The organism is Lentzea sp. NBRC 105346, assembly GCF_030269605.1.
In the GTDB taxonomy this organism is placed as follows: Bacteria; Actinomycetota; Actinomycetes; order Mycobacteriales; family Pseudonocardiaceae; genus Lentzea.
Window position 1 is genome coordinate 186,673 of sequence record NZ_BSTQ01000013.1, and the last position, 12,850, is coordinate 199,522.

Below are 12,850 nucleotides of genomic sequence, written 5' to 3' on the forward strand. Positions count from 1 at the left end.
ATGGCGTTCACGCGGCGGGAGAACTGGACGGTGGAGTGCGGCGTCGGCACGCAGTCGATGCTCGCCGCACTGTTCGTTCGCGACACTCTGGCGCTTTCCGTGGACACCACGCCCGACCTTCCCGGCCTCGACCCCGGTGTGCCGGTGATCGTGCCGCCCGGCGTCGACCGGGCCGCGGCCGCGCGCGACTGGCCGGGTTGGTGGACCGAGGTCCTGGAGGACGCGCGGGCCGAGGAACCCGAGCGCGTGCACGACGTGGCCGACACGAACTCGCTGCTGACCCGTCCCGCGTTGCGCGACGCCGTGCTCGCGTTGCGCGACGACTTCTACCGGTACCGCGGTACGCCCACCGGCCGTCCGCCGCTGCCCGTCGGCGATGTGGTGCGCGCCGTCGAGTCACGTCTGGGCCGGCCGGTCCGGCCGTTCCGGCTGGTGATCAACGAGGTGCCGGTCCGCGGGTACGTGTGGGAGCGCATCGCACCCGGTCACGTGGTGGCGTCCACGGCCTGTCTGCACGACCCGTCGCGCTCGGCGCCGCGGCTGCGCGCGGTCGTCGAGGACCTCGCGTAGTAGGGGTAACCCCCGTATCGGATCGGGGGCTTTCCCTGGTGATTCGACGGTGCCGTCCCAATAGCGTTGACGCCATGGTGGTGAGGACAGCAGTGGTGATGGCGGCTCTGGCGCTGGGGCTCTCGGCCTGCGGGATCCGCTTCGTGGAGCACGCGTTCGAGGACGACAAGGCGGTCTCCGACAAGATCGAGTCTGTCGTCATCCAGACCGGGTCGGGCAACGTGTCGATCCGCTACACCGAGGGGACGACGCAGACGACGATCCACCGCCGGGTCACGCACCGCCGGGACCAGAAGCCGGAGGGGGAGACGCACAAGGTCGACGGCAAGGTCCTGACGCTCAACGACTGTGGCAACGACTGCTCGGTCGACTACCAGGTCAACCTGCCGTCGAAGGAAGTCAAGGTGGGCGGCACCGTGGGCTCCGGCGACGTCACCGTCGAGGGCCTGGCCGAGGTGGACGTCAACGCGGGTTCGGGTCACGTGATCGCGCGGCATGTCGGGGGGAAGGTCCGGATCGACGCCAGCTCCGGTGACGTGGTGGTCGAGGACGCGAAGGGGGACGTGACCGCGCACGTCGGGTCTGGCCACGCGCGGCTGCAGGACATCAAGGGAAAGACGACCGTCGATTCCGGGTCCGGCGACATCTCCGGCAGCGGCATCGACAACGACGTCAACGTCATCGCCCACTCCGGCCACGTCGAGCTGCGGATGGTGTCCAAGCGGACGGTCCGGGCGGAGACCGGGTCCGGCGACATCATCCTGCGGGTGCCGGACGGTCCCTACAAGGTCGACACCGAGTCCGGCAGCGGCGACAAGCACATCGACATCGCCACCGACCCGAACGCCACCACGGTGCTCAACCTCCGCGCCGGCTCCGGCAACATCACCGTCAGCCCCGCCTGACCTGCAGTGCCGTGAAGGGCACCATCACGACGCCAGACGCCGTGATGGTGCCCTTCATGGTGTTCCGGATCACTTCCGGCCGGGAACATCGGGCGGCTGGTGCCCGTTGAGACAGGCAGAAAGCTTGAGTCGAGTGGACTCAACTCTGGGTGGCCTGGCAAACTTGAGCCAGCACCACTCAACAAGTACTAGCGGAAGGAACTCCAAATGGCGCGTGCAGTCGGCATCGACCTGGGGACGACCAACTCCGTCGTCGCCGTCCTCGAGGGCGGTGAGCCGACGGTCATCGCCAACTCGGAGGGCTCCCGGACGACTCCGTCCATCGTGGCGTTCGCCAAGAACGGCGAGGTCCTGGTCGGACAGCCCGCGAAGAACCAGGCCGTCACGAACGTCGATCGCACGATCCGGTCCGTCAAGCGCCACATCGGCACGAACTGGCAGACCGAGGAGATCGACGGCAAGAAGTACACCGCGCAGGAGATCAGCGCCCGCGTGCTGATGAAGCTCAAGCGCGACGCCGAGGCCTACCTCGGCGAGGAGATCACCGACGCGGTGATCACCGTCCCCGCCTACTTCGAGGACGCGCAGCGCCAGGCCACCAAGGAGGCCGGCCAGATCGCGGGCCTCAACGTGCTCCGCATCGTCAACGAGCCCACCTCCGCCGCCCTGGCCTACGGCCTGGACAAGGGCGAGAAGGAGCAGACCATCCTGGTCTTCGACCTCGGTGGCGGCACGTTCGACGTCTCGCTGCTCGAACTCGGCGACGGTGTCGTCGAGGTGCGCGCGACGTCCGGTGACAACCACCTCGGTGGTGACGACTGGGACCAGCGCATCGTCGACTGGCTGGTGGACCGGTTCAAGCAGGCCAACGGCATCGACCTGACCAAGGACAAGATGGCCCTGCAGCGGATCCGCGAGGCCGCTGAGAAGGCCAAGATCGAGCTGTCCAGCTCGTCGCAGGCGTCCATCAACCTGCCCTACATCACGGTCGACGCGGACAAGAACCCGCTGTTCCTCGACGAGACGCTGTCGCGCGCCGAGTTCCAGCGCATCACGTCCGACCTGCTCGACCGCACCCGTGCGCCGTTCAACAACGTGATCAAGGACGCCGGTATCTCCGTCGGCGACATCGACCACGTCGTGCTCGTCGGTGGCTCGACCCGCATGCCCGCCGTCGCGGAGCTCGTGAAGGAGCTGACCGGCGGCAAGGAGCCCAACAAGGGCGTGAACCCGGACGAGGTCGTCGCCGTCGGCGCCGCCCTGCAGGCCGGTGTCCTCAAGGGTGAGGTCAAGGACGTCCTGCTGCTGGACGTCACCCCGCTGTCCCTGGGCATCGAGACCAAGGGCGGCATCATGACCAAGCTGATCGAGCGCAACACCACGATCCCGACGAAGCGTTCCGAGATCTTCACGACGGCCGACGACAACCAGCCGTCCGTGCAGATCCAGGTCTTCCAGGGTGAGCGCGAGATCGCGGCGCACAACAAGAAGCTCGGCATGTTCGAGCTGACCGGCCTGCCGCCCGCCCCGCGTGGCGTGCCGCAGATCGAGGTCACCTTCGACATCGACGCGAACGGCATCGTGCACGTCGGCGCCAAGGACCTCGGCACCGGCAAGGAGCAGTCGATGACCATCACCGGTGGCTCCGCGCTGCCGAAGGAGGACATCGACCGCATGGTCAAGGACGCCGAGGCCCACGCGGAGGAGGACAAGCGCCGCCGCGAGGAGGCCGAGGTCCGCAACCAGGCCGAGACGCTCGTCTACCAGACCGAGAAGGTCGTCAAGGAGAACGAGGACAAGATCCCGGCCGACGTCCGCGACCGCGTCAAGACCGCGATCGACGAGGCCAACGAGGCGCTCAAGGGCACCGACATCAACGCCATCAAGGCCGCGGTGGAGAAGCTCGCGACCGAGTCGCAGGCCATCGGCCAGGCCATGTACGCCAACGCGCCGGGTGCGGACGCCGCCGCCGGTGCGACCGCCGGTGACGCGAAGGCCGACGACAAGGCCGACGACGTCGTGGACGCCGAGATCGTCGACGAGGACGAGAAGAAGTGACCGAGCCGAGGCACGCCGCTCCGGACCACCCGGCACCGGGTACTCCCGGTGAGGAGCCTCAGGTGGTCGTGCGCGACCGGCGCCGGATCGACCCCGAGTCGGGGGAGGTCCGGCAGCCGGAAGCCGAGACCGCCGAGGTGGTCACCGACGAACCGGTCGTTGTGGGCGACGACGTGGCCGCCGAGCTGAAGACGCAGCTCGACGAGCGCACCGCCGACCTGCAGCGGCTCACCGCCGAGTACGCGAACTACCGCAAGCGGGTGGAACGCGACCGCGACGTGGTGATCAACAACGCCAAGGCGCAGGTGGCCGGCGAGCTGCTGGCCGTCCTGGACGACATCGAGCGGGCCGCCGCGCACGGCGACCTGACCGGTGCCTTCAAGGCCGTGGCGGACAAGCTCGTCAGCACGCTGCAGAAGACCGGCCTGGAGCCGTTCGCGCACGAGGGCGAGGCGTTCGACCCGTCGGTGCACGAGGCGGTGCAGCACAGCACCTCCCCGGACGTCGACGGACCGACCGTCACCGCCGTGCTCCGGCGCGGGTACCGGTTCGGTGAGAAGCTCGTCCGGCCCGCGCTCGTCGCGGTAACGGATCACGAGCCTGCTCCCGCTGTAGCAGAAGAGAACTCGTGATTTCCTGTCGGTGATCCGAGATCCGTTTTCGCCGCCGGAGCCTGCGGAGGCCGCGAAACCGAGCTCGGATCACCGACCTCGCCGAGGAAATCACGACCCGCGCCGGAGGCGCGGCAATCCGACACTGAGGGGAGGAGACGTCCGGTGAGTTCGAGGGACTGGATCGAAAAGGACTTCTACCGCGAGCTGGGCGTCTCCTCCGACGCCTCGCAGGACGAGATCAAGAAGGCGTACCGCAAGCTCGCCCGCGAGCTGCACCCGGACGCCAACCCCGGCGACGCCAAGGCCGAGGCGCGGTTCAAGGCCGTGTCCGAGGCTCACGGCGTGCTGTCCGATCCCGCGAAGCGCAAGCAGTACGACGAGGCCCGCCGCCTGTTCGCGGGCGGCGGCTTCCCCGGCGGGTTCGGCGCCGGCGCGGGCGGGTTCGACGTGAACGACCTGTTCGGCCGGGCCGCCTCCCAGGGTGCCCAGGGCGGCATGGGCGGTCTCGGCGACCTGCTCGGCGGCCTGTTCAACCGCCGTGGCGGCGGCACCGCGTCCAGTGCGACCCGCCCGCGCCGCGGCGAGGACGTCGAGACCGACGTCCGCATCGACTTCACCGAGGCGGTGCGCGGCGCGACCGTGCCGCTGCGCCTGTCCTCCCCCGCGACCTGCGGCACCTGCAACGGTTCCGGCGCCAAGCCCGGCACCACGCCACACGTCTGCGCCACGTGCGCCGGCTCGGGCCTGGTGACCCGCAGCCAGGGTGCCTTCGCGTTCAGCGAGCCGTGCCGCGACTGCCGCGGCACCGGTCGCATCATCGACGAACCGTGCCCCGAGTGCGGCGGCGAGGGCGTCAGCACCAAGACCCGCAAGCTGACCGTCCGCATCCCCTCCGGGGTCGACGACGGCCAGCGCATCCGGCTGGCCGGGCAGGGCGAACCGGGCCGCAACGGCGGTCCGGCCGGCGACCTGTTCGTCCGCGTGCACGTCAACCCGCACCGCGTCTTCGGCCGCGACGGCAAGAACCTGACCCTGCGGGTGCCGGTCACCTACCCCGAACTCGCGCTGGGCACGACGTTGACGGTGCCGACGCTCGACGGCAAGGTGACCTTGAAGGTGCCCGCCGGAACGGCCAGCGGGCGCGTGCTGCGCGCTCGTGGCAAGGGCATCACGCGCAAGGACGGCTCCTCGGGCGATCTGCTGATCACCCTGGAGGTCGCCGTGCCCCAGAACCTCGACTCGAAGGCCCGTGACGCGCTGGAGGCCTACGCCAAGGCGACCGCCGACCACGACCCGCGCGCCGACCTGAACGCCCTGCTCGAGGGGAGGTAGCCGTGAGCTTCCCGTTCCCGCCCGGCACCAACGAGGACACGCCGTTCTTCGTGATCTCCGTGGCCGCGCAGCTGTCCGGCCTGCACGCGCAGACCCTGCGGACCTACGACCGCATGGGCCTGGTGTCGCCGGGGCGGACCTCCGGTGGCGGGCGGCGGTACTCGATGCGCGACATCGTGCTGCTGCGCGAGGTGCAGCGTCTCTCCCAGGAGGAGGGCGTCAACCTCGCCGGGATCAAGCGGATCATCGAGCTGGAGAACGAGGTCGACGCGCTGCGGGCTCGCGTAGTGGAGCTCTCGCAGGAGCTGGCCAACGCGCTGGCGACCGCGGAGCAGACGGCGGCGAACGTGCACGCCTCCTACCGCCGTGACCTGGTGCCGCTGCGCCAGGAGACGTCGATCGTCGTCTGGAAACCGAAGCCCCGGAAGTAGCGAGCGTTCATACTGCTCCGGTGCACACCACTGGGGGCGGTTGGCGAGTGTGCCTGATCAACGACGACGTGAACACGTTCGCCGTGGTCAGGTTCCTGATGATGAGGTTGTGCGGTCACGACGCCGCCGGGTCGCTGAGTGTCGCCAACGCGGTGCACACGTCCGGTTCGGCCGACATCGCGACCTACGAGGCGCAGCAGCAGGCCGAAGAACTCGTGGCCGTGCTCCAGCGGCACGGGCTGCGGGCCGCGGTGCGGAGGCCGTCATGACGGAGTCGGTCTTCCTCGACCACTTCGACGCGGTCGTCGGCGGCGACGGCGTGCTGGTCCGCATGTCCGAGAACGTCGCCACGACGTTCGGGTTCCACTTCGACGAGCTGATCCGGCTGCTGGACACCGGCGAACCGCCGGACATTCGCATCGGCCTGTTCAGACGGCGCCCCAAGCTCGACGACGTGCTGCGCAAGTTGTTCCCCGACGTTTACCGCGACCGAGCCGACTCGGACGACTTTCGCAGCAGGCACGCCGCGCTGCTCAGGGATTGCGCGGCGATTCGCCGGGTGCGGGCGAGGTTCGGCGAGAGCACGCTGCTCGTGGTGCCGCACCCCGAGGTCGTCGAATGGGTGCAGGTCACCGCGTTGCTGCGCAACTTTCACCTGGTTCGCTGCGGGCAGCAGTGCGCCACCGTCATCTGGTGCAAGCACGTGCTGGAGCAGCTGGTGCTCGCGGTGGAGCCCCACCTCGACTGCGGATGCGGCGGCACGGGGCACCACCCGCAGTACGGCTAACGCTTGCGCGCCAGCAGGAACCCCTGCGGCGAGGCCTCTTTCGCGTCCGGGTCGCGGACCAGCATCGCGACCTCCTCGAACCCGGCGTCGCGCACTATCGACACAGCCGTGTCGACCGGCCACCGGTAGACGTCCAGGGCCACCGGGTGGCCGTAGGCGTGCTCGAGGCGTACGTGCTCGTTGCCGACCTTGAAAGCCACCAGCAGGTGACCGCCCGGCTCCAGCACCCGCGCGAACTCCGCGAAGGCCGAGGGCAGCAGCGGCATCGGCGTGTGGACCAGCGAGTACCACGCCAGGGCGCCCGCGAGCGAGCCGTCGGCGTGCGGCAGTTCGAACAGTGAGCCGACGTCGAAGCTCAGGTCCGGGTGCTCGCGCCTGGCAGCCGCGATCATGCCCGGTGACAGGTCGATGCCCGACACCTCGACGCCCAGGTCGTGCAGGTGGGCGCTCACCCGGCCGGGGCCGCACCCGATGTCGGCCACCGGGCCCGTGGCCAGTGCCGCGAACGTCGACAGCACGGCGCGGTCGAACGGCTTGTCCGCCAGTTCGTCGCGCAGCAGTTCGGCGTAGGAGTCCGCGACCCGGTCGTAGGACTCCCTGACCTGCTCAGTCAAGGGTGAAGGGGTCGTACTTGATGCGGTCCAGCGGCGTTCCCGCGACGAGCATGCGGGACACCGTCGAGCGGATCATGGCGGGCGAGCCGCACACCAGCACGTCCCGTTCCTCCCACGCGCCGTAGCGGGTGACCACGTCGGCCAGGGTGCCCTGCTCGACGCCACGGGCGCCGGGGTCGGACTCCAGAACCGGGACGACGGTAAGCCACGGGTTGGTCGTGGCGATCCGCTGGAGGTTGTCCAGGTCGTAGAGGTCCTCGCGGGTTCGGCCGCCGTAGAACAGGTGGACGCGCGGGTTCTCGCCGAACTGGGCCATCTCGTCGATGATCGCGTGCATCGGGGCGACACCCGTGCCGCCGGCCACCATGAGGATGTCCGTGCCGTTGGTGCGGTCCACCGACAGCCGGCCCATCGGCGGGCCGATGCGCCACGTGTCGCCGGCCTGCGTGTGGCCCACTACGGACCTCGACACCCAGCCGCCGTCGACCGACCTGATGTGGAACTCGATGACCCCGTCCTCACGCGGCGCGTTGGCCGGTGAGTAGTAGCGCCACAAGCGCTTGCGCTGCGGGGTCTCGACCGACAGGTACTGGCCGGCGCGGTAGGACACCGGGTGGTCCGGCTGCAGGCGCACGACGGCGAGGTCCCACGACACGCGCTGGTGTTCGAGCACCGTGGCGTGCCAGTAGGCCGGTCCGTTGTCGGCCTCGGCGGCCTCCTGCATGGCGCGGGCCATGATCGTGTACGCCTCGGCCCAGGCCATCTCGACCTTGGGCGTCCACGCGGCACCGGCGAACTTCTTCACGGCCGACAGCAGGGCGGTGCCGACGGCCTCGTAGTGGCTGCTGACCACGCCGAACTTGCGGTGGTCACGGCCGAGTTGGCGGAGGAAGGGGATGAGGTCGTCCGGGCGGTCCACCATCTGCACCACGTGCACGAGGGCGCGCAGCAGGCGGCTGCGCTGCACCTCCATGTTCGCGGGGAACATCTCGCGGGTGGCGGGCGACAAGGAGAAGAGCATGCCGTAGAAGAACTTCGCCACTTCCTCGGCATGCGGCTCGACCACCGCGAAGCTTTCCCGGATCATGCGCACCATTGCGGTGACGCCGGGTGGCGGTTCACGGTGTGGCGGGGTGGGGATGGGGCTCAGCACAGCGTTCGCAGTCATGGTCCGCGCGCAGTCTCCACGTTCTCACTGGCGCCAGCAAGGCGCGACAGTCCTCGTCAAGCATCCGTCCCCCGACAGGGTGGACAGTAACCCGTCAAACAGGGTTGTGGGTCCTTGATGCCACCTTCGAGTGCTCTATGACTACCCTCCGCAACTGATTGATACCGCAACCGAGCGAATATGCCGTCCGAGAAGTACCTTGATCGAGCCTTGCATGCGACCCTCACGCGGTGTCCCCGCCTGACTACACCTCCACCACCTCACCCGACTGTGTCGCCTCGCGACCCGGCTCGCTGGGCGAGCGCTTCCTCCAATCTGCCTTCAATACGGAGGATCGCGCCAGAAAGTTCTACGAGGACCAGGTAGTCGACCGTCTCAACCACGAGATGGCGGCGTTCGTGCGCCGGATGGAGCTGGCGTTCATCGCGACCTCGGACTCCGATGGGGAGTGTGATGCGACGTTGAGAGCGGGTGAGCCGGGGTTCATCCGCGTGCTCGACGACCGGCATGTCGCGTATCCGGAGTTCCGCGGCAACGGCGTCATGGCGAGCCTCGGCAACATCAAGGAGAACCCGCACGTCGGCATGCTCATGGTCGACTTCACCCGCGACCTGATCGGACTGCACGTCAACGGGCGTGCGGAGATCGTCGAGGACGACGAGTTCCGCCGGATGTACGACGTCGACGAGCGCAAGGCCGAGCGGTGGGTCGTGGTCGAGATCGAAGAGGCGTACATCCACTGCCGCAAGCACATCCCGCGGATGGTCGCGGTCGACCGCAACCGCGACTGGGGCACCGACGACGTCAAACGCAAGGGAGGCGACTACTTCGGCGTCCGATCGTCGCGCGCCTAACCCCTCGTTTTTCGGTCACGCGGGAGCCCCGCGATGCGTGTCATGCATCGCGGGGCTCCCGCGTGACGTTCGCCGGGCCGGTGTGAGGCAAACAAGTTGCCCTAGCTAACTATCTCCGGATATAGTTGTTTTACCGCAACTAACCGGAGGTGTGCTTGAACCGGCATCGGGAGATCCTCGAGGCGCTCTCAGGGCTCTGGACGGCCCTGCTCGTCGCGATTCTCAGCTCGACGATCGTGGCGAACGCGCTCCCGACGATCCTCGCCGAGCTCAAGGGCACGCAGACCCAGTACACCTGGGTCGTGACGGCGATGCTGCTCGCCTCCACCGCCAGCACCCCGGTGTGGGGCAAGCTCGCCGACCTGTTCAGCAAGAAGCTGCTGATGCAGGTCAGCATCACGATCTTCACGGTCGGATCGGTGCTGGCCGGCTTCAGCCAGGACATGGGCCAGCTCATCGCGTTCCGCGCGGTGCAGGGCCTCGGCATGGGCGGCGTGCAGGCGCTCGCGCAGGTGATCGTCGGTGCGATGATCAGCCCGCGCGAGCGCGGCCGCTACAGCGGTTACACCGGCATGGTCATCGCCGCCGGCACGGTCGGCGGGCCGCTCGTCGGCGGGTTCGTGGTCGACACGCCGTGGCTCGGCTGGCGCTGGTGCTTCTTCGTCGTCGTGCCGCTCGCCGCCATCGCGCTGGCGATCCTCGGCCGCACCCTGCACCTGCCCACGGTCAAGCAGCATGTCAAGATCGACTACTTGGGCGCCACGCTGGTCACCGGCGGCGTCAGCCTGGTGCTGCTGTGGGTGAGCTTCGCGGGCAAGGACTTCGCGTGGTTCTCCGGCGAGAGCCTCGCCTACGCGGCCGGCGCCCTGCTCGTCTTCGCGGCGGCGTTCTTCGTCGAACGCCGGCACAGCTCGCCGGTCATCCCGTTCCGTCTCTTCCGCAACCGGACCGTCGTGCTCGCCATGCTCGGCGGCATCGCGGTCGGCACCGCGATGTTCGGCGCCAGCGTGTTCATGGGCCAGTACTTCCAGATCTCCCGCGGCTTCTCACCGACCAAGGCCGGTCTGCTGACCGTCCCGCTGGTGCTCGGACTGAGCGTGTCTTCGACGGTGTCCGGGCAGCTGATCTCCCGGCACGGCAAGTGGAAGGGCTTCCTGGTCACCGGTGCGTTCTCGCTGGTCATCGGCCTGGCGTTGCTCGGCACGATCGACCACGGCACGAACCTCGTGCTGATGGGCGCCTACCTGCTGCTGGTCGGGGTCGGCGTCGGCCTGACGATGCAGAACCTCGTGCTCGCCGTGCAGAACGGCGTGAGCCTCGCCGACCTCGGCGTCGCCAGCTCGACCGCCACGTTCATGCGCTCGCTCGGCGGCACGGCCGGTGTCTCCGTGCTCGGCGCGATCCTGGCGAGCCACGTGAGCACGAAGACGCTCGGGTCGCTGACCCCGGCGGTCCGCGAGTCCTACGGCGACGCGATGGGCGAGCTGTTCGCCATCGCGGCCGTCCTCGCGGTGTTCACCGTGGTCGCAGTGCTGATGATCAAGGAGTCACCACTCCGGACGTCCGTCGATGTCACCCGCCCGGAGTCTGGTGCACGCACAGTGGACACTGAGCTTGCTTCACCTGTGGATGGTGAACTGCGGATTGTGGATAAGTCCACCTCGGGTGTGGACAAGCTGTTGGTACGTGTGGGTGACGGTAATCAAGAGGTCGCCGCGCGTTCGGCTGCGCTGCGCTCAACACAGAACTCGTTGCCCTCGGGGTCCAGCAGCGTCACCCAGCCCGTGCCGTCGGGCCTGCGGTGGTCCTCGAACACCGTCGCCCCGCGCGAGATGAGCCGCTCGACCTCCTGATCGCGCGTCACGTCCGTCGGCTGCAGGCAGACGTGCAGCCGGTTCTTGACCGCCTTCTTCTCGGGCACCTGGATGAACAGGTACTGGATGCCGTTCGGCAGGAGGACGAGGCACTCGGGGTCGCCGGGGTTGTCGTCCGGGTGCACGGGCAGGCCGAGCACCTCGCCCCACCACTTGGCCTGCTCGTAGGCGTTCGCGCAGTCAACGGTGACGTTGTGAATCTCGGAGGTCATGGACTGATCTTCGGCTAGTCTGGCCGTACCGCCACCTCATTTTGTGAGAGGGCGTGACATGAGGCTGTTCACCACGGCCGCGATCCTCCTGAGTCTCCTCACCACCACCGAAGCCCACGCCGGCCCGTGCACCCGTGTCGCCACGGACGCCGAGTTGCAGGCCGCGGTCGCCAAACCCGGCTGCGTGCGGGTCGAGGACGGCACCTATGCGGCACTCACCATCTCGGCGAACGACGTGCACCTCAAGGCGCGCAAGCGGTTGGGCGCCGGGTTCACCGCGGGCACGGTGATCGTCACCGGTTCGAACGTGACGGTCGAGGGCTTCACCTTCACCGGCGGCGCGAACTTCCGGCTGCAGGACTCCGTCGGCTCGCGCATCACCCGCAGCAGGTTCGCTTCGTCCGCGGCCGAGTTCGTCCAGGTCTTCGGGCAGAAGGGCGACCGCAACCGCGTCGACCACAACGAGCTGGGACCCAAGGCGCAGCAGGGCCACATGGTCCAGGTCGGCAAGAACCCGTACACACCGACGAACACGTTGGTGGACCACAACTATCTGCACGACCTGGCGTTCGGCGTCCAGGGCGGCGAGGCGTTGCGGGTCGGCGGGTTCGGGCCGCCCGGCGACTACTTCCACGCGCACACCGTGTTCGAGTACAACCTGCTCGTCCACTGCGACGGCGACCAGGAGGTGTTGTCGCTCAAGAGCTCCGCGAACGTGTTCCGCTACAACACCGTCCGCGCGTCCACCGGCGAGATCAACATCCGGGCCGGGCAGGCCAACGAGATCCACGGCAACTTCGTGTTCGCGGACGGGGTGAAGGGTGCCCACGGCATCCGGCTGAGCGAGGACGACCACAAGATCTACAACAACTACGTCGAGACCGTCGAGGACGCCTTCCTGCTGTTCCCCGGCGACGAGAAGCCCGGCAACCCGCCGCCCGGCGTGCCGCCTTCGGGACCGTTCACCGGCCACGCCCAGGTGCGCAACGCCGTGGTCGCGGGCAACACGTTCATCACCACCGGCCGGGCCGTCGACTTCGGTGGTGGCGTGAAGCCGCCGGACAACCTCACGTTCGTGAACAACCTCATCCGCTCGGACGGCCTCAACGTCGGCAACGGCGCGACGCCGACCAACTCGACGTTCCGCTCGAACCTGTTGTTCGGCGGAGAGCCCGGCGTGTCCGGTCCGGGGTTCGTCCAGGCGGATCCGAAGCTCGTCCGGCGGGACGGTTTGCTGCGGCCCGGCTGGAACAGTCCGGCGCTGCGCGCGGGCGTCGCCGGTTACACCAGGGACGACGTGCTGGGCCGCAAACGCCTGTCGCCGCCGGACATCGGCGCGATCGAGGCCTCGGCGTGGTGGTCGCACCCGCGTCGCGCGCCGCTCACCCCGGCCGACGTGGGTCCGTGGTCGTGAAGTGCCGTTAAGGCCAC

Annotated in this window: 13 protein-coding genes and 1 pseudogene; 11 read left to right on the top strand and 3 right to left on the bottom strand. The window is 68.7% G+C overall.

What is annotated here, in order from left to right:
* The 8 genes from QSK35_RS26685 to QSK35_RS26720 all read left to right on the top strand — a co-directional run bounded on the left by QSK35_RS26685 (position 1) and on the right by QSK35_RS26720 (position 6,697).
* Positions 1-570 (top strand): hypothetical protein, encoded by a 570-nt coding sequence (locus QSK35_RS26685; protein ID WP_285750249.1) that lies wholly within the window; start codon positions 1-3, stop codon positions 568-570.
* Positions 571-644: 74 nt separating this feature from the next.
* Positions 645-1,475, top strand: coding sequence for a DUF4097 family beta strand repeat-containing protein (locus QSK35_RS26690; RefSeq protein ID WP_285750250.1), 831 nt, complete (start codon positions 645-647; stop codon positions 1,473-1,475).
* Positions 1,476-1,682: 207 nt separating this feature from the next.
* Positions 1,683-3,533 (top strand): molecular chaperone DnaK, encoded by a 1,851-nt coding sequence (gene dnaK / locus QSK35_RS26695; RefSeq protein WP_285750251.1) that lies wholly within the window; start codon positions 1,683-1,685, stop codon positions 3,531-3,533.
* Positions 3,530-4,165: a nucleotide exchange factor GrpE gene (gene grpE, locus QSK35_RS26700; RefSeq protein WP_285750252.1), complete on the top strand. Its 636-nt coding sequence runs from the start codon at positions 3,530-3,532 to the stop codon at positions 4,163-4,165. Before dnaK ends, grpE begins: the two co-directional genes overlap by 4 nt.
* Before the next feature lie 144 nt (positions 4,166-4,309).
* Positions 4,310-5,479, top strand: a complete 1,170-nt coding sequence (gene dnaJ, locus QSK35_RS26705) for a molecular chaperone DnaJ (protein ID WP_285750253.1) — start codon at positions 4,310-4,312, stop codon at positions 5,477-5,479.
* A 2-nt stretch (positions 5,480-5,481) separates the two neighbouring features.
* Complete coding sequence (locus QSK35_RS26710) at positions 5,482-5,910, top strand: heat shock protein transcriptional repressor HspR (protein WP_285750254.1); 429 nt, start codon at positions 5,482-5,484, stop codon at positions 5,908-5,910.
* Positions 5,911-5,930: 20 nt separating this feature from the next.
* On the top strand, positions 5,931-6,179 hold the full coding sequence (locus tag QSK35_RS26715; protein WP_285750255.1) for an ATP-dependent Clp protease adaptor ClpS: 249 nt from the start codon (positions 5,931-5,933) through the stop codon (positions 6,177-6,179).
* On the top strand, positions 6,176-6,697 hold the full coding sequence (locus tag QSK35_RS26720; RefSeq protein ID WP_285750257.1) for a DUF2017 family protein: 522 nt from the start codon (positions 6,176-6,178) through the stop codon (positions 6,695-6,697). The genes QSK35_RS26715 and QSK35_RS26720 overlap by 4 nt, the downstream gene beginning before the upstream one ends.
* On the opposite strand, the gene QSK35_RS26725 is transcribed toward QSK35_RS26720, so the two are convergent.
* A complete protein-coding gene (locus QSK35_RS26725; protein WP_285750258.1) occupies positions 6,694-7,311 on the bottom strand; it encodes a class I SAM-dependent DNA methyltransferase in 618 nt (205 codons plus the stop codon). The genes QSK35_RS26720 and QSK35_RS26725 overlap by 4 nt on opposite strands.
* On the bottom strand, positions 7,304-8,407 hold the full coding sequence (locus QSK35_RS26730) for an FAD-binding oxidoreductase (protein ID WP_285750363.1): 1,104 nt from the start codon (positions 8,405-8,407) through the stop codon (positions 7,304-7,306). The genes QSK35_RS26725 and QSK35_RS26730 overlap by 8 nt, the downstream gene beginning before the upstream one ends.
* Positions 8,408-8,709: 302 nt before the next feature.
* Between QSK35_RS26730 and QSK35_RS26735 the strand changes: the two genes are divergently transcribed.
* A complete protein-coding gene (locus QSK35_RS26735; RefSeq protein ID WP_352244149.1) occupies positions 8,710-9,333 on the top strand; it encodes a pyridoxamine 5'-phosphate oxidase family protein in 624 nt (207 codons plus the stop codon).
* 149 nt (positions 9,334-9,482) lie between these two features.
* Positions 9,483-10,703 (top strand): annotated as a pseudogene (locus tag QSK35_RS26740) (MFS transporter); the annotation flags it as partial.
* 332 nt (positions 10,704-11,035) lie between these two features.
* On the opposite strand, the gene QSK35_RS26745 reads toward QSK35_RS26740, so the two are convergent.
* Positions 11,036-11,419: a VOC family protein gene (locus QSK35_RS26745; RefSeq protein WP_285750259.1), complete on the bottom strand. Its 384-nt coding sequence runs from the start codon at positions 11,417-11,419 to the stop codon at positions 11,036-11,038.
* A gap of 58 nt (positions 11,420-11,477) precedes the next feature.
* On the opposite strand from QSK35_RS26745, the gene QSK35_RS26750 reads away from it, so the two are divergent.
* Positions 11,478-12,833 (top strand): chondroitinase-B domain-containing protein, encoded by a 1,356-nt coding sequence (locus QSK35_RS26750; RefSeq protein WP_285750260.1) that lies wholly within the window; start codon positions 11,478-11,480, stop codon positions 12,831-12,833.
* Positions 12,834-12,850 lie beyond the last annotated feature (17 nt).